The following is a 17,941-nucleotide window of genomic DNA, read 5'->3' as shown; positions in this document are numbered from 1 at the left end:
GGTCGACGGTAGTTTTGTTGATTAAGTGGCGGCCCGGTGGCGATGGCTCCCGGGCCGCGATGGTCAGTGGATGTTACCCGGATTGCGAATCAGAAACGGTATTCCAGTTCAATCCCGGCGGTGCGCTCCAGGCCGTAGAAATGGCGCAGGGTGCCGAGGAAGTCGCGACTGGTGTTCACCATGTACTCCTCATCGGTGAGGTTGTGCACAAACAGTGCCGCATTCCATGAGTCCGCGTGGCTTTCCAGACCTATACGCGCATTCACCAGATGGTAGGCGTCCACCTGGCCGAATTGGACGGTGTCGCCATTGGCGAGAGTGCGCTTGCTTTCGTTCTCCGCGGTATTGTAGAAGCTGTCGCGGAAAATATAGTCGAGGCGCAGCAGCAGATCGGCGCCGATGCTGTTGATGGGCAGGTAGTACTGGCCACCCAGGTTGAACGACGTTTCCGGCGCGTTGGGCAGCTGGTTGCCGGAGAGATCCGAGCCGTTGGCATCCGCGTTGGGATAGCTGGCAAATTCCGCATCCAACAGGCCCATCGAGGCGTTGATGGTGAGGTTGTCACTGGCGAGCCAGGTGATCTCTGCTTCCAGGCCACGGGTTTCCACTTCCGCCGCGTTGCGAATGGAAATAGACGTGGCGCCCTGGCCCAGATCCACGAACTGGTTGACCTGGTAGTCCTCGTAGTTGGACTGGAACAGCGCCAGGCTGTAGCTGAACTGACGGCTGAAGGCAGTGCCTTTGAGGCCTATTTCAAACGCGTCCACCGTTTCCTTGTCGAAGTCGGTACCCGCGACCAGGTCGCCGGCGGCGACGAAGTCGAGGTTATAGCCACCGCTCTTGAAGCCGCCGCTGTATTTACCGTAGACGTTTGCCTCCTCGCTCAGGGCGTAGTTGATACTGACGGTGGGCGACAGGTGCGAATCGGTGCGGTCGTCCCGCACCGTGCCGGTGGCGGTACCGAACAGCGGGGCACCGCTGCCGTCGATGGCCCAGTCCACTTCCTTCTGTTCCTCGGAGTAGCGCAGGCCGAAGCCGAGTTTCCAGGCGTCGGTCAGCTGGTAGGAGCCGTTGATATAGGCGGCGATACTGCTGGTATCCACGATTCCGGCAGAGACGACCGGGCTGTCCGGATTGACCAGCCCGGGCGCGCCGTACTGGGCCTGCAACAGGTCTTCAAAGAACTTCGACGAGGTCACCTCGCGGTAACTGTCGCCCTCCTGCTGGTACAGATAGAGACCCGCGACATAGTTGAAATCGTCCGCGCCGGGCGACACCAGCTGGAATTCCTGGGTCTGCTGTGCGTAGCTGTCCGTGTAGGTAATTTCCACCAGCGGGTAGGGGGAGTAATCGGTGTCGTTGTTGTAGGTCATCTCCGTGTCGCGGGAGGAGGTGATGGAGCGCAGGGTGAAGTCGCTGGGCAGGCTCCACTCCATGGTCAGCGCCGCGCCGCGGATTTCCCGCTCCTCGCGCGGGTCCACATTCATGGCCACTTGGTGCATTTCCGGTGCCGCCGTGTCGGGGCCGGTGCCGAATGGATTGGTGACGGCCTCGCCAGTGGTGGAGAGACGATCACTCTCCATGCCATCCACCGCCAGGATCGCATTGAACGCGCCGCCGGCGTCGTACATCAACTGGGCGCGGTAGGCGCTGCCGTCCTGCTCGTTCAACAGATTGCCGGTGGTCAGGTTCCTTATATAGCCGTCGCGCTGCTGGCGGTTCACCGAGATCTTGCTGAACAGGCTCTTGGATAACGGTGCATTGAGGGTCGCCGACAGCTGGCGGGAATTCATGCTGCCGTACTCGACGCCGACGCTGCCGGAGAATTCATCGCTTGGCTTCTGGGAGATCAGGTTGATAGCGCCGGCCACGGTGTTCTTGCCGAACAGGGTGCCCTGGGGGCCACGCAATACCTCGATGCGCTCGAGATCCACCAGATCCTGGTTGATCGCCGGGGACTGCCCCAGGTAAACGCCGTCCAAGTAGACCCCGACGCGGGTGTCGAAGCCGATGTTGCGGCTGTCGGAACCAACTCCGCGCATGGTCACCGTGGTGGTGAAATCGGTACCCGAACTGATGTTCAGGTTGGGCACGAACTGGGCGACCTCCCTGACCTGGCGCACGCCGGTCTGCTTGATCGCTTCCGCACCCACGTTGGTAATGGCGATGGGCACCTCGGTAATGCGCTCGGTGCGCTTCTGCGCGGTCACTGTGATTTCTTCGAGTTCCGCGGCCAGTGCGGTGGGCGACAGCTGGACGGCGATCGCGGTGGCGACGGCGGCGGCCAGTACATTGGGCCTATTGGCGCCGGGGAAAGGGCGGGCGTGCATGGTGTTCTCCTGACTGGGTTCTTATTTTGTTGCGCCCCAACTCTGGCATCGGCCGGGGCTCATCAGGGTTATATCGGTTCCGTGCGGGCGTGGCGTCCGGTCTCGCGAATTCGGACAACTTTGTTGCCGGGACCCTGCCGAGGAAAGTCCGAACTTGCAAATCCGGAATTATTTTCCCTTTTAAATCAATTGCTTGGCGGTCAGGCTTCGCGGCTGCGGTAGCGGCTGGGAGACACGCCAAGGCGCCTCTTGAACTGGGAGAAAAACGTCGAGTTGGAGTTGAATCCGGCCTGCAGGCCGATATCCGTCACCGACAGATGCGCATTCGAGGGGGCGGTAAGAAGCCGCGCGGCCTCTTCCACCCGGTACTGATTGATAAAGTCGTAAAACGATTGGCCGGCAATGCCGTTGATGGTTTCCGACAGGTGGTGCGGGGGGACGTCCAGTTGCCGTGCCAGCTGGGCAATTTTCAGACCCGGCTCAAGATACGGCTTTTGCTGCTCCATGGTGAGCTGCAGTCGTTGCCACAGGGCCTCTGCGGTGCTCTCGCTGAGATTGCGCACGGCGGGCTTCCGGCTCGTCGGCGACGAATTTGCGGCCACCTGCGTCTCGGTTTCATCCGGTGTCGGTTCGTCGCCCGGACTCGCCACCGACAGCCGGATACTGCGCTGTTGCAGGCCAAACCAACCCAACAGCACGCTCAACATCAGCGGCACCAGTGCCTGTAGCAGGCCCGGTGTCAAATTGCGGCCCAGCGCTAGCCAATTGGCGATTTCCACCAGAATCGCCACCGCGGTGGTAGCGAGAAACACATAGCTCAGTACCCGCAGCCAGCGCAGGTTCACCGACTCGATATTGGAATAGCTCTCCTTGATCCGGCGCTGGTAGGGACGCAGCAGGCGCAGCACCCAGAGGGAATATACGATGGGGGAAACCATGGCCGCCGCCCGGTGCACAAAGCGCGCGCGGGTCATATCACTGGCCGTGCAGGTCGCATCACCGATACAGGGGGCGCTCAGCAGGTCGCCGCCTGCCACCGGCAATTGCCACAGCCACAGCAATGCCGACGCCAGCGCCGGCAACATATGCCACAGATGGCGGGCACGCCAGTGGAACCCCGGCTCCGTCAGCAACCGGCAATAGAAATAGAGAAACGGGCCGAACAGCAGCTGCAACGCAAACACCGCATGGAACGCCGCCGGCAGCCTCTCCACCTCGATGTGCGCGATATACGCCAGCGCCACCAGGTTGCAGATAGTCAGCAGCATGCCCAGGCAGCGGTTGGCCCGGCGGTTGCCCCAGGGGGCCATGCACAGAAGCAGCGCCAGAGTAGAGCCGGTGGCGATACCGAACAGGATCACGAGGCTGATGAGGTGGAGGGTTACGGTGTGAGAAACGAGCATAGGGACCATCAGTCTCTGGTAGCGCAGACTTTCCAGGTTGCGTGAATATCGGTGCCAATTTTTTAGCGTCGGTATAAAAAATGCCCGGTCACCACTGTTTCAGGCGTGCGTTGTGTATAAACTGTTCGACGCGCCGGAATTGGCGCATTTTATCGCGAATCGTTCTGTCGATTGAACAGAAACGGGGGGAGACATGGAACGTCGACTTTACCACCTGGATTTTCTCCGGGCGGTCATGCTGTTTATTGGGGTTTTTTACCGTTCTGCGCACGCGGATGCCGGGACCGGGGAATACGATTTTGTCCGAGGGATTTCCGGCGCCTTCCGGATGGCCTGTTTCTTTATCATCTCTGGCTATTTTTCCGCCATGGTACTTGAGCGCCGGGGGGATCTCTCCTTCCTCAAAGGGCGCATGACCATGCTCGCGGTGCCCGCTTTGGTCTGTGTCCTGCTGCTGGCGCCGTTCACTACGGAGTGGATGCTTGCCTATTACACCGAGGCGGGCACCGGGAAATCCTTCAAGATGTTCTGGATGCAGCACGCCTGGTTCCTGCTTTCCCTTCTCGTCTTCACGCTTCCACTTGGCTATATCCTGCGCTATTCAAGAGACTGCGTACGCGGGTTAACGGCGTATATGCCTCTGGGGGTGGCGAGACTGCTGCTGTTTGTGGGCGTGGTTGCCGGATGTGTTTTTCTGCACCAGTTCCTGCTCCCGAAGTACATGTGGGATATTCCCTGGATACATCTTGTGGGGCTTTTTGTACTGATTACCGTCCAGCATTTTCCGTACTTCCTGCTGGGGGTGTTTATGTACCTGTGGAAAGACCTCTATCGGGCGTTCAACAATCACCCCGCATTGTGGGTCGGGTTGACGCTGGCCTGTATCGGCGCTGCTCTGGGGTTTGAACTGGGCAGCGGCCATCTGGAAAACGTCGGGAGAGGGCTGAAGTATCTGGCCATGACCTACGAGTACGTTCTGGCAATGGTCATCTCCTTCGCGCTGTTTTCGCTCTCGGCGCGCTACCTGGACAAGGACTTCTATATCGTAAGAATCATGGCGCAGTCGGCGTATACGGTATACGTTGTGCACTTCATTCTTGTCGCCTTCCTGCTGTTTATTCTGCAGCGCGCGGGGCTGCCCATGGATGCGAGGATGATCCTGTCGGGCATTATCGCCTGTGCCACCGGCATGCTGTTTCACTTCGCAGTGGTGGAGAGGTTTCGCGTGGCTTCCCTGCTGTTCAATGGGCGGCTGCAGCCCGCGGCGGCGCGGCGCGCGGCGGCAAGAACCGCCGGCTGAATATGTCTGGTGCGCCCGTCGACTGGCCTTTCAATACAACCGCCGTAACAGTGTCTCGGCTTCGCGGTGGATACTGTCGCTTCGATCCGGTGCGCCGGTCAGGTCGCGGTGGCAGTCTTGCACCGCGTACCAAAGCAGCGCGAGGTAGCGATAGATGTGCTGCCAGTGCTGGAGCCGCTGCAGTTCGCGTTCGCCGGGGATACGTTGCAGGTAGTTCGCGAGAAAGTTTTCCCGTGCCGAGGTGTCCCAGTCAAAATCTTCAGTAATGACAGCCAGGTCGAAATAGGCATCGCCGCTGGCAGCGTACTCCCAGTCGATGGCATACAGGCGCCCGTCGAGACCGGCGATCAGGTTGTTTTCCTGTAGATCGTTGTGGCAGAGCACCATTCCGTCGGATAAGTGCGCCGCCGCCGCCATGTGTGGCTCGATCTTGCGGTGCAGGGTGTCTAAGGCACCTGCGAAGGTCGCATGTGAGGCTATGGCGCGGCGATAACGGGAAATTTTTTCTTCGATTTCCAGTGCGGCCGCGATGGTCGGTTGCCGGTGGATTTCTCGCACCAGAGCCGCGAGTTTCTCCCGATCCGGTGATTGGTTCGCATCTATCGGCGTACCCTGTATAAACCGGGTCACCAGGTAACGCTGTTGTGGATCGCAATAAACGACAGGGGCGCAGAGCCCTGCGCGGTCGGCCAGGCGCAGGGCCTGGGCCTCCGCCATGCGGTTCAAATCCAGCTGGCTGCTGGCCGGCGAGTTCCGGCGCAATACCAATAGCTCGCCATCAGCGTGGATCAGATAGCTGCGATTGGTCAATCCACCGCTCAGGGGTTTGACCACGGTGGGCGCGCTGTGGCTCCAGTGCGCCCAGTCGGATGGGATGACCTCAGCCGGCGTGCGCATGGGCATTTGCCATCGAGCGCGGATCCGCGGTGAGGTTTTGCTGCCGGTACAGCGCGTACCACTGGAAAAACCCGATGATCACCAGGATCACATAGAGCACGAACAGCAATGCGGTGAGGTACAGCTCGCGGTCGATGTACAGATAGATCGCGGCGCCGTCGATGACGATCCAGTAGAGCCAGTTTTCCAACACCTTGCGCGTCACCATGTAGGTGGTCACCACCGCACCCCAGGTGGTGAACGAGTCGAGATAGGGCAGCGCCGCGCTGGTGTAGTTGTCCAGTACATAGCCGAACACCAGCGTGAGCAGGCCGACGGCGGCAAAGGTGTATAGGTGTGTCGTTACGGACCAGCGGTGAATGTGCATTTTCTCGCTGTCCGTTTTGCCTTTGCGCCACTGCCACCAGCCGTACACCGCAATCAGCAGGTAAAAAATCTGCAGTGCAGACTCCATCACCAGGCTCACGTCCCAGAACAGGAACAGGTAGATCGCGGTGCTGGCGAAGGCCGCGTACCAGCACAGGATATTCTCCCGCATGGCGAGCAGCAGGTAGGCGAGCGCCAGCGCCACCGCCGCCACTTCCCACAGGGACATGGCGGCCATGGACGAATAGGCAGATACGAGGGCTTCGCGGATTTCAGGGCTGAACATGGGATCAGGGATTTTCCACTGGGCTCAGATCGCCATCGATAAACTTGCACACGAAAATCGCGCGCCCGAACCGCTCCCAGGAGCTGTGCATTTCCGTTTTTAGAATATCCATCAGCTGGTCGTAGTCACCGAACACCTGGGTGCTCATGGTGTTGGTGATGACACGCAATTGAGGCTGCTGGTTCAGGCGCTCGATAAAATCCTTGATCGCCGGAATGTACTCGTCCTTCAACGGGTACATGCTGATTTCCACGGAGAGCTTCATAGACGTATTCCTGTTCAGAAGGTGTAACTGCCGGAAATGCCGGCCACTCTCGGCTCACCCAGCTGGTAGTAACCCTCCGGCGCGTAGCCGTTGGCCGGGTTGTTGCCGAACTGGTTGCTGAAGTAGAAACCGCGGGTGTAGACGACTTCGTCGGTCAGGTTGCGGCCCCACAGGGACACATCCCAGCTGTCGCCGCGGTAGGTGAGACGCGCATTGACCAGCTCGTAGGCGGTGGACTTCTCGTTGTGACTGTTGGAGAAGTAGAAATCGTCCTTGCCCTCCAGTTCCAGTCGCGCAGTCAGGTTGCTGGTCAGCGCGTACTCGGCACCGGTGAAGTACTGGTAGTTGGGGGCGTGGGCCAGGTCGCGGCCGTTCAGACTGATGGGGGTGACTTCGCCGGTGTAATCGTCGCGCGCGTCTACATGGACGCTGCTGATGAAGTCCTCGAATTCCGCGTTCAGCCAGCCAAGGGTAGCAAACAGGCGCAGGTCATCGCTGGCCTGGAAGTTCACTTCTGCTTCCAACCCGGTAGTGCGGCCACCGGCGGCGTTCGCCAGGTAGTCGTCGAAAGAGAAATCTTCCGAATCAAAAATGGATTGCTTCGCCTGCACATCGCTGCGGTCCTGATAGAACGCGGCGAGCTGTGCCTGCAGGCGGTTCTCCAGCCAGTCGCCTTTAATCCCCAGCTCGTAATTCAGCATGTGTTCGGTATCGAACAGGAAGGTGTCGCTGCCGATTGCCGGGTTGCTGGCGGAGGCGGAGATGATGCGGCCGTTCACGCCACCGGCCTTGTAGCCGCGGGATACGGTGCCGTAAATCAGCGCATTTTCATCCAGCGCAAATTGAAGCGTGATGTTGCCGCCCCACAGGTTTTCATCGGTGCGATCGGCGACCAGCAATGAATCACGGTAATCCGCGCGACGCTGTTCCAGACGCAGGCCGGTGATCAGCGCCAGGCGCTCGGTGAGTGCGGTATCGAGCTGGCCGTAGAGCGCGGCATTGTCGGTATCGAAGTGGCTGGAAAAGCTCGCGTTGCGCTCAAGTGCCTCTTCCTCGGTGCGCAGGTAGATCCCCGCCACCCAGCCGGTGCTGCCGCCGAACAGGCGGCTCGCGTCGGTGGAGACCAGTCGCACATCGGCGCTCAGGTTGTCGCGGTCGCGCAGGTAGTTGTCGGTGGAGACGTATTCGTCCGGGTGGAAGCCCACGTGGACCCAGTCTTCGTCGTAGCCGTACTCGGTATCGGAGCTGGCGGCGCTCAGCACCGACTTGACGGTGAACAGGTCGCTGCCGCTCCACAGGCCGCTTACCGCGCCGGCAAGGGTTTCCTGGCGGTCCCAGCCGGGCTGGTCAGACAGGGTGTTGCGGGAGTTGTCGAGGGTGAAGGCGTCGTAGCCGTTGTCCGCATTCAGGTAGAACAGGGTGAAGTCCAGCTGCAGTTCGTCGTTCGCCCGGTAGCTCAGCTTGCCGCGCGCCGCGGTCTCATCAATATTGTTGGTGTCTTTGCGGCCGAGAAAGCGGTTGTGCACATAGCCGTCGGACTGCTGGTTCTGCACCGCGAAACGGTAGGCCAGCTGCTCCGACAGCGGGCCGCTGGTAACGGCGGACAGGGTGCGGGAACCGTACTGGGCCGCTTCCGCGGAAACCTTGGCAAAATTCTCCGTGCTGGGCGCATTGCTGGTCATGTTGATCAGTCCCGCCAGCGCGTTGGCACCGTAAAGGGTGCCCTGCGGGCCGCGCAGGATTTCCACCTGCTGCATATCCAGGGTGCTGGCGGCGAGTCCGAGGCCGGTAAAGTCGATGCCGTCCACAAGCAATCCGACGGAGGGGTTCACCGGATCGATAAACTGGCTGCGCTCGCCGATACCGCGGATCTGCACAAAGCGCCCGCGGGAGGCGCCACTGGAGAAATTCACGTTGGGTGCCAGATTCAGCAGCTGCTCGAGATTGGTGGCTCCGCGGGCCTCGATGGCATCGGCGCCAAGCACGCTCACGCTGGTGGGGGTGTCGAGCTGGGTGGTTTCGCGCAGCTGACTGGTAACGACCACTTCCTCCAGTCCGGTCTCCGCGGCGGCCAGCGAGCTGGCAAGCGCGGCCGCAAGGCCGATAGCGCAGGCGAGGGGCTTGGTAGAGGAATTAACACGGGTACTGGAATTCATGGCTCTCTCTCGTCGTCAGAATGAAAGAGACCCGGTGCGCGACGTGAAGAGAGGGGAGTGCGGGAGCCGCACTGGGGACCTATTCCTACGCCGGTATTAACCGGATCAGGTTCAAGGGTTTGCGGCGCCGGATCGGTTGGACCCGGCGGCATCTCAGGCTTTCGCCACCCCTTAGGTTTTGCGGCCGCGATGGTAGCAGATAGGCGCTGGGCCGGAAACGGCGCGACGTGAGAAAGAAATCGCTTTTGCCTGACCACTTTAATTAATTGGCCAAACACCTATAATCCCCGGACCGATTTCTAACCGCGACAAAGAGTCAGCCCTTGCCGGGCCAACGGGGGATATTTTCATGAAGATCGCACTGATGAACGAATTCAGCCAGGCGTCCAAGAACGCTGTGGTGCTGAAAGAGCTGCAGGACGTGGCCGGCGCATTGGGCCACACCGTGTACAACACCGGCATGAGTGACGACAACGACCACCGTCTCACCTACATCCACCTGGGCATCATGGGCAGCCTGCTGCTTAACGCAAAGGCGGTGGATTTTGTGGTGAGCGGCTGCGGCACCGGCCAGGGCGCTCTGATGTCTTTGAACGCCTACCCGGGTGTGAACTGCGGCTATTGCATCGACCCCGCCGACGCCTACCTGTTCGCCCAGATCAATAACGGCAACGCGCTGTCCATCCCCTTCGCCAAGGGTTTCGGCTGGGGTGCGGAACTGAACATCCGCTACATGTTTGAAAAAGCCTTCACCGGGGTGAAAGGCCAGGGGTACCCGCCGGAGCGCAAGGAGTCCCAAGTGGCCAATGCCGGTATCCTGAACCACATCAAGGAAGCGACCTCCAAGTCTTACCTGGATGGCCTCCAAGCCATCGACCCGGAACTGGTGAAAACCGCCGTGGGTGGCGAGCGCTTCCAGGCCTGTTTCTTCGAGAACAGTCAGGACCAGGCGCTGACCGATTTCGTGCGCGCGGCACTGGATTCCTGATCCGCCCCTGACCGCGCCAATCGCTCCGGGGCTCCCCGGAGCGATTCTGCTTTCCTCCAGCGCCCGTCTCTGTCATTACCGTTTCCGCGGCCTTCTCGACAAACGCCCATCCTTAGGTATTCCATTCCCTCTGCGCTAGGATTGGCACAGTTTTACCGCCTGAAATTCGTCAAGGAGTCACCGTGCGCGCATTTTCCCTGCTGGATCTCTCGTTAATCACCGATGTTGGCGATGCGCGCCAGGCGCTGATGCAATCACTGGACGTCGCGCAGCATGCGGAAAAGCTTGGCTACAAGCGATTCTGGATGGCGGAGCACCACAACATGACCGGTGTGGCCAGCGCCGCGACGGCGGTGGCGCTGGGGCATATCGCCGCCGGTACACAAAAGATCCGCATCGCCGCTGGCGGCGTGATGCTGCCCAATCATGCGCCGCTGGTGGTGGCGGAACAGTTCGGTACCCTGGCCGCGCTGTACCCGGACCGTGTAGACCTGGGCCTTGGGCGCGCACCGGGCACTGACGGCGCCACCATGACCGCACTGCGCCGCGATCCACTGCACGCGGCGGATCACTTCGCCGAAGACGTTCAGGAACTGCTGCACTATTTCGCGCCGGAGAAACCGGGGCAGCGGGTGCGCGCCGTACCCGGGGTCGGTTTACAGGTACCGGTGTGGTTGCTGGGTTCCAGCCTGTACTCCGCACAACTGGCCGCGGCGCTGGGGTTGCCATTTGCCTTTGCCTCACACTTCGCGCCGGCCATGCTGGACCAGGCGCTGCACCTGTACCGCAGCAAGTTCCAGCCCTCGCAGTTTCTCGACGCGCCGTATGCCGCGGCGGCGATCAACGTATTCGCGGCGGATTCCGATGAGGAGGGGCGCAAGCTGATGACCTCTATCGAGCAGCAGTTCGTCGCCCTGCGCCGCGGCACGCCCGGCCGCCTCAAACCGCCGGTGGACGATCCTGCTTCCATTGCCTCTGCCTCCGAGCGAATGCAGGTGGCGCAGGCATTGGCGGAATCCGCCGTGGGGAACCGGGATTCCGTCGCCGGCTGGATCGACCACTTCCTCGCGCGTACACGGGTCGATGAACTGATTGTCACCGGCCCCATTTACGATCACGCCGCGCGTCTCAAATCCTTTGATATCACCGCCGAGGTGCTAAATACGCGCGTGAAAGCGTGTCGTGAATGATATACGGGAAGAACGGCATATTCGCGAAGCCGAGGCCGCAGATGTCGCCGCAGCTGGCCAAGGCGCTGAGCTACCGGGCCATGCAGTTCAATGTTGTGGCCTCCTCCAACGCCGGCGCGGTGCGGTTGTGGCAGCGACAAGGATTCGATATCGTCGGGCGACTGCCGCGCGCATTCAACCATCCATCTCTGGGTTATGTGGATGCGCTGGTGACGTACAAATGGCTCGCTGACTAGAACATAGCGATACCGATACAAGCGCCCCGTATATGCAGAGAGGCCGTAAAAGGGAGATTTACGGATGTCACATCCCCAAGCGCCGCACAGCGCGAAGCTGCGCTGTTGTATTTGCAGTGAACCCATTTCCGCCTTGTGGCAACGGCAGCAGGCGGCGTCCGAGTTCCCTCATTGTCAATCGTTTGATTGCTCCCGCTTTATCGAGCAGCGCCGCAACCTGCCGGTAAACCTGTTTCGTGCTCAGCTGGAATCCGTAAGCGCGCAGTATCGCGAACGGAAAGCCGCGCAGCTGGAGCGGGAAGAAAAAATCCGCGCGCGCGTGGAAGCCGAAGAACAGGAAAATCAGCAACTGCTCAATGCACTGCTGAAAACACGCCCCGGGCTCGCCGAGCAAGACATCCATCGGACAGTCATTCCCTCAGGGCGCAAGCGTATCGCACCGGTGACTCCGCAGAGAATGGAGAACTATCGCGCACACCTGCAGAAAATCGTGGCGGCAGCGGAGAATTTCGTCTCCGCCGCCGAGATTGTCGAAGATCAGAACCTCCACTACGCGGCGGACTCCCATCGCAATAACAACTGCTTTCAACGCTCCTCCGCATTACAGTCCGTGAGCGACCGGTTGTGCACCATGTGCCGCGGCGCCTGCTGCTCGTCCGGTGGTGATCACGCCTACCTGTCACCGCTGATCCTGCGCAGAATCCTGGACAGCAACCCGAAACTGAGCGGCGACGACATCGTTGCCTGGTATACCTCCAGCGTCACAGCCGAAACGATCGAAGGCTCGTGCATCAACCAGACCGCAACCGGCTGCAGCCTCCCGCGCAAACTGCGCTCGGACACCTGCAACGCCTACTACTGTGACGCCATCCTGAACTACCACCGCGACTCCAATGAGGCCGGAGAAGCCCGCAACGTATTCGCTATCCAGCGGGAGGCGACCTTCGCCGGCACCATTGACCCCGATACACCCAATGGCGTGCTTGCCACAGCGCTGGTGACAGAAGGTGGAGTGGAGCGATTTCGAGAGGAAAGCGGTTGAGGCGCCCCGGCAAGTGGTGGATACAGCTGGCCGGGTCGTAAGACGGAGCGGCTGATGGTTACGTGTTCAGTGAATTTTCTGTGTTTGTAATTGCGTGTAATGGAAGGCGTAAATATTTGCGTGACCGCGGCAAAGTTCTGTGGCTATATATGGACATCGGTGTGCATATATAGCCGCTCGTGTGCATATATGTAGCCACCCGTGTGTATATGTGGACACTTATGTGTGTATCTGCGCGAGTGTCTATATATGACCACGCCTTTGAATAAAATGTTAGTTGCCCATGAAATTTAAGATCTACGCAAGAAATGAAGTAATTGGAGAAACACTGTTGGAGAATGGAGATCCTCCAATGGGTGTGGCTTTTGGCGCGCTAATCCCCAATGAAAACTACTTCAAGTATCAAGAGTACTTCTGCAAACATGATTTTGAGAAAATTTCAGATCTGGAATTGAACGTAGTCTCAGAATCTGGGCTAAATCTCAACCCAATAGGCGGGGTAGGAATAGAAGATTACTCAAAAGAAATGGGAGAGTTTTCAGCTCAAGTCAATGCTCTCGGGATTGAGGGGGAAGTTTACAATCAGCTGTTTCCCCATCATGTTGCGGCCTATGAAGCACAGTTCAAGTAAGAAGCAACTAACAATCGCAGGCAGTTTGCTCCGGCCCTTCGGGCCTCCGCGGGACGTCCAACGCTATGCACATTTTGTGCGGTCGCTGCGCTCCTAGTTTCGCACAAAATGTGCATAGCATTGGCCGCCCCTGCTGCGGGCGTTAGATTTCTGGAGTCGCCATTAAGTGGTAAGCAAATAGCATGGATTTTGAACAAATAATAAAAATTGCCGGCGTTGTAATTGCATCTTTGGCGTTCGTAGTCAGCTTTTTTAGCCTGATTATCGCTATGCGAAGTTATAGCGTTTCTCATCGGCCATACATTGGTATATCTGCTGTGCCTTTCGAGTACATAGAAAATCCTCCAAGAGCTATGAGATGGAAAGTTATCCTAAAAAATGTTGGCCCTATCCCTGGCTTTTTTACAATCGAGAAAAACGTTGCAAAACTAAAGTCAAATTCACAGTCAACTCAATTACCAATACTGGGATCTGTTGAAAAATTTAGTAGCCTGCTTATGCCGGGAGAAACAACGGAGTTGATAGGGCAATACACCGAAGTCGGTGGCCCTGTAACCATGGCTGAAATTTTAAGCGGTCAGACCACACTTGAAATCGAACTTAAAGTTAAATACGAGTTTCCTAGTTGGCTGTGGAGAGGTCGTAGAAAACTTAATACAAAACTTCAGTTCCAAGTTATCAGGGGTGTTGAGCCGGGGTTTATCATGGCTGAAGCCACGGCAAACTAAAAAAATCTAACAATTCGCTGCTGAGGGACAGCCTACTTTATGCACTTTTTATGCAGCTCGCTTCGCTCACATTTTTGCATAAAAACCGCATAAAGTAGTCTGCCCCAGAGCTCGGCGTTAAGTGAGTATGCAAGTGAAGAGAATCTGCGTTGCACTCAACCTCTTTTTAATGACTATCTCTTGCTCGGCAAATGAAATCGTACAGTTGAAAGTATACGAATGCGGACCATTGGCTAGAGGAGAATTGGGCGTTGTCTTTAGTACAGGTGAATACGGGAGTGGGCAAACGTATTTTTCAAAAGGGGATGCATCAGTAGTATGTAGCAAGCTGGTGAACGCAGTACGGGTATCTGGTTATGAGTCAAATTACTGTGAAAAATACAACCCAAAGAATGCCTATGAATGTAAGCAGATAAAGCTCTTTGAGGTTCTAAAGTACCATGGAGTCTGAATCACTTAACAAAGCCGGGCAGCCAGGCTCCGGGCCTTCGGCCCTCCGCGGGACAGCTTACCTTATGCACGTTTTACGCGGTCGCTTCGCTCCCATTTTTGCGCAAAACGCGCACAAGGTAAGCTGCCCCTGCCGGCGGCGTTAAAGCATATGGCTAGTAAGAAGACTTTATTTGGTTTCTATTTTGTAATGATCTTCACTGGAGTTTGGGCTTCATACTTAGTGGATGAACAATTTGTATGCGACCTGATTATAGAATTCGAAGATGTGGATGAAAATGATACAAAATTATAAAAAACTATTGCCGCCTACTATTGGTATTTTTCTAAGCCTAATGTGTGTGATATCCCTAGCGGAATTTGTGAAAAATTTTGATCTTATGTATCTAGGTGAAGAGCCAGTAGCGTATCTGCAGTATCTTTTGTTGGCCGTTTTGAGTGGATTTATCGGAATTCCAATAGCGATAAATAGCTTACTGAAACTCTCGCGCGAGGAGTCGCTTTAACAAACGCAGGCAGTTTGTTCCGGCGCTCCGCGCCTCCACGGGACGCCCAACGCTGTGCACATCTTGTGCTGGTCGCTGCGCTCCCTTTTTAGCACAATATGTGCACAGCATTGGTCGCCCCTGCTGCGGGCGTTAGAGGTAAAAATGTACTCCATAGATATAGCTTCGAGAGAGATAGGAAAAAGAGTAATCGTATCACTCAAACTTGTTTCTCCTGGTCAAGACGATCAATATTCAGGTTATTGGGGTGTAATACATTCAGTACATGAAGGTGGGTTTTTAGTTGAGGTGGAAGGTGGATCGGATGAGCAATTTGAAATGATCCCACCCGATTTAAATATGCTTGACAAAGCAAAACATAGTGTCTATCAGTTTAATGATGAAGCAATAATAGAGAATGTTGATTACGAGGTGTATTTAACGGGCGCTTATGATCCGGCACACCTCTAACAATCGCAGGCAATTTGCTCCGGCCCTGTGGGCCTCCGCGGGACGGCTTACCTTATGCACATTTTGCGCGGGTCGCTTTGCTCCCATTTTCGCGCAAAATGTGCATAAGGTAAGCCGCCCTTGCTGCGGGCGTTACATGCAAGGAGCGCAATGAGCGATTTCAAGTTTAAATGTAATTGCTGTGGAGAAATCCATGAAGGTATCCCTTCGTTTGGGGCAGATTACCCCATCACGGTTTTACAGATACCAGAAAGCGAACGAGAAGAAAGAGTTGATTTAGGTAGTGACGACTGTGTAATCGATGAAAAAGATTTTTATATTCGCGGCTGTATAGAAATACCCGTTCAGGGATATGAAGAACCTTTTGTCTGGGGGGCGTGGGTCTCCTTAAGTGAAGAGAGTTTCTTAAAGTACGTCGAGTATTTTGGCAAAGAAAAGCGCTCTCACGTTGGTCCGTTCTTCGGTTGGCTTTGCAGTGATTACATTGTATATCCTGAGCAGTGTCTAAACCTTAAAACCCGCGTCCACCTTCGTGATAATGGTATACGCCCCTTTATTGAGTTAGAGCCAACAGAACATCTTTTAGCTGTAGAGCAAAATAGAGGCATATCCAAAGAAAGGTTAATTGAAATATACGAAACGACCATGCATGGAAAGTAGTAAGCATGTAACAAACGGCTCCACGCAGACGCCCAAACCTACGCGCTTTTTGTGGGTTTCGCTACGCTACACTTTACCACAAAAAACTCTCCGGCTTGGGCGCTGGTGAGCCGGGCGTTAAGCATGTTCAAGACAAAACTAAATTGCCCAAGTTGCAAGCAGTGTATTTCTCTAGAAGAATCTAGGACTGAAATTCCTGTGCCAGAAGAAAGTACCTGGAATAAAGCGGTAAAATTGGTCTACACGGTTTGCCCAAGGTGCCAAGTGGATTACAGGGTTCAAGGAGAACGGGCGGCCGCTGGCATAGTACTTTCGCTGGTATTCATGTTTATTGGTTTTAGTTTCTTCACTGATTCATGGTGGCCACTTGTGGCTGTCTTTATCGTACTTACTCTGCAGAAAAAGATTATGCAGCTATATATTCGACCATCGCATGCTTAACAAAGCCAGGCAGTTTGCTACGGGCCTTCGGCCCTCCGCGGGACAGCTTACCTTGTGCACATTTTGCGCGGGTCGCTTCGCTCCCATTTTTGCGCAAAACGCGCACAAGGTAAGCTGCCCCTGCTGGCGGCGTTATGGTTGAGGAGTCAGAGTACAGTGAAAAATTTATACATACTAATTTTTCTAAATGCCTTTTCGTGCTCTGTGTTTGCGGGAACTCTTTACTCTTTCGATGAGGCTAAAGTAAGAGAAAGAGCGCTACAACATATCCATCGCAAGTATTCAGAGTTCGTTGATATTGAGCTTACTTCAAAGCCATTACAGCCAGTATTCGATAAAAAAGGCCATATGTTTGTAAGCGCCATTTTTTCATATAAAGCTACAAATGAACTTGGCGTTCTTTATGTTTGTGCAAAAATCGACGAGAATGGCGAGCTAGTAAATATAGAAAAAGAGATCCCGGGTCGCCGTTCATTGAAAAACTTTGTGCTGCCTAAATACCCAGGCTGCTGGGGAAAACCATAACAATCGCAAGCAGAGGGACGCCCAACGCTATGCATATTTTGTGCTGGTCGCTGCGCTCCCTTTTTAGCACAAAATATGCATAGCATTGGTCGCCCCTGTTGCGGGCGTTAAGGTTTCAGTAGCGTGAACATCCGAGAAGAAATTATAAAGATGGAAAAGGCGTTACTTGATCCTGAAGTCCGCAGGTCCGCCAAAAAAGTACGGCAGTTTCTTTCGGCGGATTTTAGAGAAGTGGGGGCGAGTGGAACATGCTTCGGCTTGAAAGAAGTTATACAGTCAATTTCTAGCCAAACGGATTGGGTTGCAATCCCTGATCTCTGGGAGTTCCGCCAACTATCGGATGATGTTGCGCAACTTATGTATAGAGTGAAAATTGTTCGGGGTGAAGCCGGAGAAGTGGCGCATTCTCAGAGATCTTCAATTTGGCGCAAAGAAGTAGATACGTGGAAACTGGTTTACCATCAAGGCACCATGGTGGGCCTTCTCGAGTCCAAACCTTAACAAACAGCGGCAGAGCGACAGCCAACGCTACGCACATTTTGTGTTACTCGCTGTCGCTCAAACATTAACACAAAATGCGCTCCGCGCTGGCTGCGCCTGCGCTGGGCGTTATGGTGCCGGGCCGTAAAATTTATGGCGTGTGCCAGCGTGTAATTGAAAGCACTGTTCTGGTCCGCAGTATTTGGCTATTTACCATGATAAAATCACGCAGTTTCGTTCCTAGTGCTTTCGTTTGAGTCCGTAGGAATCGCGACAACTCCGCTGCAGCAATGCGGAGTGCGAATAAGAAAATAATTGGTTGGGGGAAGCTTGAAGTTCTTTCCTCGTTTTTAAGGAGCCTCGGCGCATTCGGTGCCCGTAGGTACTTCGGAGCGCGTCAGCCATAACCAGGCGCTGCAGCCGACATCTTACTTTGAGCACTTTGTTGCGCAGTCGCTACGCTCCTATTTTCGCGCAACAAAGCGCCCAAAGTAAGCTGCGGCTGAGCGCGGCGTTATTTGCGACGTGAAGTCGTATAAATTTCTGTTACACACTCTGATAAATCACAGGAGGTTATTTCTCAGAACGATGTAACCCGATGTTCTGCCATC

Annotated in this window: 17 protein-coding genes and 1 riboswitch; of the genes, 11 read left to right on the top strand and 6 right to left on the bottom strand. The window is 56.0% G+C overall.

The window, feature by feature from the left end; translation table 11 throughout:
- Nucleotides 1-89 precede the first annotated feature (89 nt).
- Together FDY93_RS12100 and FDY93_RS12095 are read right to left on the bottom strand one after the other, a co-directional pair.
- A complete protein-coding gene (locus FDY93_RS12100; protein ID WP_138236022.1) occupies nt 90-2,330 on the bottom strand; it encodes a TonB-dependent receptor in 2,241 nt (746 codons plus the stop codon).
- A gap of 200 nt (nt 2,331-2,530) precedes the next feature.
- On the bottom strand, nt 2,531-3,733 hold the full coding sequence (locus FDY93_RS12095) for a helix-turn-helix domain-containing protein (RefSeq protein WP_171018975.1): 1,203 nt from the start codon (nt 3,731-3,733) through the stop codon (nt 2,531-2,533).
- A gap of 193 nt (nt 3,734-3,926) precedes the next feature.
- Here FDY93_RS12095 and FDY93_RS12090 point away from each other — a divergent pair, with 193 nt between their 5' ends.
- On the top strand, nt 3,927-5,033 hold the full coding sequence (locus tag FDY93_RS12090; protein ID WP_138236020.1) for an acyltransferase family protein: 1,107 nt from the start codon (nt 3,927-3,929) through the stop codon (nt 5,031-5,033).
- Nucleotides 5,034-5,063: 30 nt separating this feature from the next.
- Here FDY93_RS12090 and FDY93_RS12085 read toward each other — a convergent pair whose 3' ends face one another.
- From FDY93_RS12085 to FDY93_RS12070, 4 genes are read right to left on the bottom strand one after another with little or no spacing between them, the layout of a single operon-like run.
- The gene (locus FDY93_RS12085) at nt 5,064-5,930 is read right to left on the bottom strand and encodes a choline/ethanolamine kinase family protein (protein ID WP_171018974.1); all 867 of its coding nucleotides are present in this window, start codon (nt 5,928-5,930) and stop codon (nt 5,064-5,066) included.
- Nucleotides 5,914-6,582 carry a nicotinamide riboside transporter PnuC gene (pnuC, locus tag FDY93_RS12080; RefSeq protein WP_138236018.1) on the bottom strand — a complete coding sequence of 223 codons (669 nt, stop codon included), beginning with the start codon at nt 6,580-6,582 and terminating at the stop codon, nt 5,914-5,916. The genes FDY93_RS12085 and pnuC overlap by 17 nt, the downstream gene beginning before the upstream one ends.
- Before the next feature lie 4 nt (nt 6,583-6,586).
- A complete protein-coding gene (locus FDY93_RS12075) occupies nt 6,587-6,847 on the bottom strand; it encodes a YkoF family thiamine/hydroxymethylpyrimidine-binding protein (RefSeq protein WP_138236017.1) in 261 nt (86 codons plus the stop codon).
- A 14-nt stretch (nt 6,848-6,861) separates the two neighbouring features.
- A complete protein-coding gene (locus FDY93_RS12070; RefSeq protein WP_138236016.1) occupies nt 6,862-9,003 on the bottom strand; it encodes a TonB-dependent receptor in 2,142 nt (713 codons plus the stop codon).
- Between the two features lie 65 nt (nt 9,004-9,068).
- Nucleotides 9,069-9,185: riboswitch (TPP riboswitch) on the bottom strand.
- 167 nt (nt 9,186-9,352) lie between these two features.
- Here FDY93_RS12070 and FDY93_RS12065 point away from each other — a divergent pair.
- From FDY93_RS12065 to FDY93_RS12020, 10 genes are all read left to right on the top strand, one after another.
- On the top strand, nt 9,353-9,991 hold the full coding sequence (locus FDY93_RS12065; protein ID WP_138236015.1) for an RpiB/LacA/LacB family sugar-phosphate isomerase: 639 nt from the start codon (nt 9,353-9,355) through the stop codon (nt 9,989-9,991).
- Between the two features lie 182 nt (nt 9,992-10,173).
- Nucleotides 10,174-11,181 (top strand): LLM class flavin-dependent oxidoreductase, encoded by a 1,008-nt coding sequence (locus FDY93_RS12060; protein ID WP_138236014.1) that lies wholly within the window; start codon nt 10,174-10,176, stop codon nt 11,179-11,181.
- 41 nt (nt 11,182-11,222) lie between these two features.
- Entirely contained in the window at nt 11,223-11,417 is a 195-nt protein-coding gene (locus FDY93_RS12055; protein WP_220446183.1) for a GNAT family N-acetyltransferase, read from the top strand.
- Nucleotides 11,418-11,481: 64 nt separating this feature from the next.
- Nucleotides 11,482-12,459 (top strand): hypothetical protein, encoded by a 978-nt coding sequence (locus FDY93_RS12050; RefSeq protein WP_138236013.1) that lies wholly within the window; start codon nt 11,482-11,484, stop codon nt 12,457-12,459.
- A gap of 283 nt (nt 12,460-12,742) precedes the next feature.
- Nucleotides 12,743-13,090 carry a hypothetical protein gene (locus tag FDY93_RS12045; RefSeq protein WP_138236012.1) on the top strand — a complete coding sequence of 116 codons (348 nt, stop codon included), beginning with the start codon at nt 12,743-12,745 and terminating at the stop codon, nt 13,088-13,090.
- 182 nt (nt 13,091-13,272) lie between these two features.
- The gene (locus FDY93_RS12040; RefSeq protein WP_138236011.1) at nt 13,273-13,818 is read left to right on the top strand and encodes a hypothetical protein; all 546 of its coding nucleotides are present in this window, start codon (nt 13,273-13,275) and stop codon (nt 13,816-13,818) included.
- A gap of 1,100 nt (nt 13,819-14,918) precedes the next feature.
- On the top strand, nt 14,919-15,224 hold the full coding sequence (locus tag FDY93_RS12035) for a hypothetical protein (RefSeq protein WP_138236010.1): 306 nt from the start codon (nt 14,919-14,921) through the stop codon (nt 15,222-15,224).
- A 150-nt stretch (nt 15,225-15,374) separates the two neighbouring features.
- Nucleotides 15,375-15,884 (top strand): DUF2199 domain-containing protein, encoded by a 510-nt coding sequence (locus FDY93_RS12030; RefSeq protein ID WP_138236009.1) that lies wholly within the window; start codon nt 15,375-15,377, stop codon nt 15,882-15,884.
- A gap of 597 nt (nt 15,885-16,481) precedes the next feature.
- Complete coding sequence (locus FDY93_RS12025; RefSeq protein WP_138236008.1) at nt 16,482-16,850, top strand: hypothetical protein; 369 nt, start codon at nt 16,482-16,484, stop codon at nt 16,848-16,850.
- Between the two features lie 123 nt (nt 16,851-16,973).
- On the top strand, nt 16,974-17,351 hold the full coding sequence (locus FDY93_RS12020) for a nuclear transport factor 2 family protein (RefSeq protein WP_138236007.1): 378 nt from the start codon (nt 16,974-16,976) through the stop codon (nt 17,349-17,351).
- Nucleotides 17,352-17,941 lie beyond the last annotated feature (590 nt).

The organism is Microbulbifer harenosus, assembly GCF_005771435.1.
Lineage (GTDB): Bacteria > Pseudomonadota > Gammaproteobacteria > Pseudomonadales > Cellvibrionaceae > Microbulbifer > Microbulbifer harenosus.
This window is presented reverse-complemented; position numbering and strand designations above follow the sequence as displayed.

Bases quoted from the DNA above. Each gene is read 5' to 3' on its own strand.
- FDY93_RS12040 (WP_138236011.1), top strand. From the start codon at position 13,273: ATGGATTTTGAACAAATAATAAAAATTGCCGGCGTTGTAATTGCATCT.
- pnuC (WP_138236018.1), bottom strand. From the start codon at position 6,582: ATGTTCAGCCCTGAAATCCGCGAAGCCCTCGTATCTGCCTATTCGTCC.
- FDY93_RS12095 (WP_171018975.1), bottom strand. From the start codon at position 3,733: ATGCTCGTTTCTCACACCGTAACCCTCCACCTCATCAGCCTCGTGATC.
- FDY93_RS12030 (WP_138236009.1), top strand. From the start codon at position 15,375: ATGAGCGATTTCAAGTTTAAATGTAATTGCTGTGGAGAAATCCATGAA.
- FDY93_RS12065 (WP_138236015.1), top strand. From the start codon at position 9,353: ATGAAGATCGCACTGATGAACGAATTCAGCCAGGCGTCCAAGAACGCT.
- FDY93_RS12050 (WP_138236013.1), top strand. From the start codon at position 11,482: ATGTCACATCCCCAAGCGCCGCACAGCGCGAAGCTGCGCTGTTGTATT.
- FDY93_RS12035 (WP_138236010.1), top strand. From the start codon at position 14,919: ATGTACTCCATAGATATAGCTTCGAGAGAGATAGGAAAAAGAGTAATC.
- FDY93_RS12055 (WP_220446183.1), top strand. From the start codon at position 11,223: ATGTCGCCGCAGCTGGCCAAGGCGCTGAGCTACCGGGCCATGCAGTTC.
- FDY93_RS12070 (WP_138236016.1), bottom strand. From the start codon at position 9,003: ATGAATTCCAGTACCCGTGTTAATTCCTCTACCAAGCCCCTCGCCTGC.
- FDY93_RS12045 (WP_138236012.1), top strand. From the start codon at position 12,743: ATGAAATTTAAGATCTACGCAAGAAATGAAGTAATTGGAGAAACACTG.
- FDY93_RS12090 (WP_138236020.1), top strand. From the start codon at position 3,927: ATGGAACGTCGACTTTACCACCTGGATTTTCTCCGGGCGGTCATGCTG.
- FDY93_RS12075 (WP_138236017.1), bottom strand. From the start codon at position 6,847: ATGAAGCTCTCCGTGGAAATCAGCATGTACCCGTTGAAGGACGAGTAC.
- FDY93_RS12085 (WP_171018974.1), bottom strand. From the start codon at position 5,930: ATGCGCACGCCGGCTGAGGTCATCCCATCCGACTGGGCGCACTGGAGC.
- FDY93_RS12100 (WP_138236022.1), bottom strand. From the start codon at position 2,330: ATGCACGCCCGCCCTTTCCCCGGCGCCAATAGGCCCAATGTACTGGCC.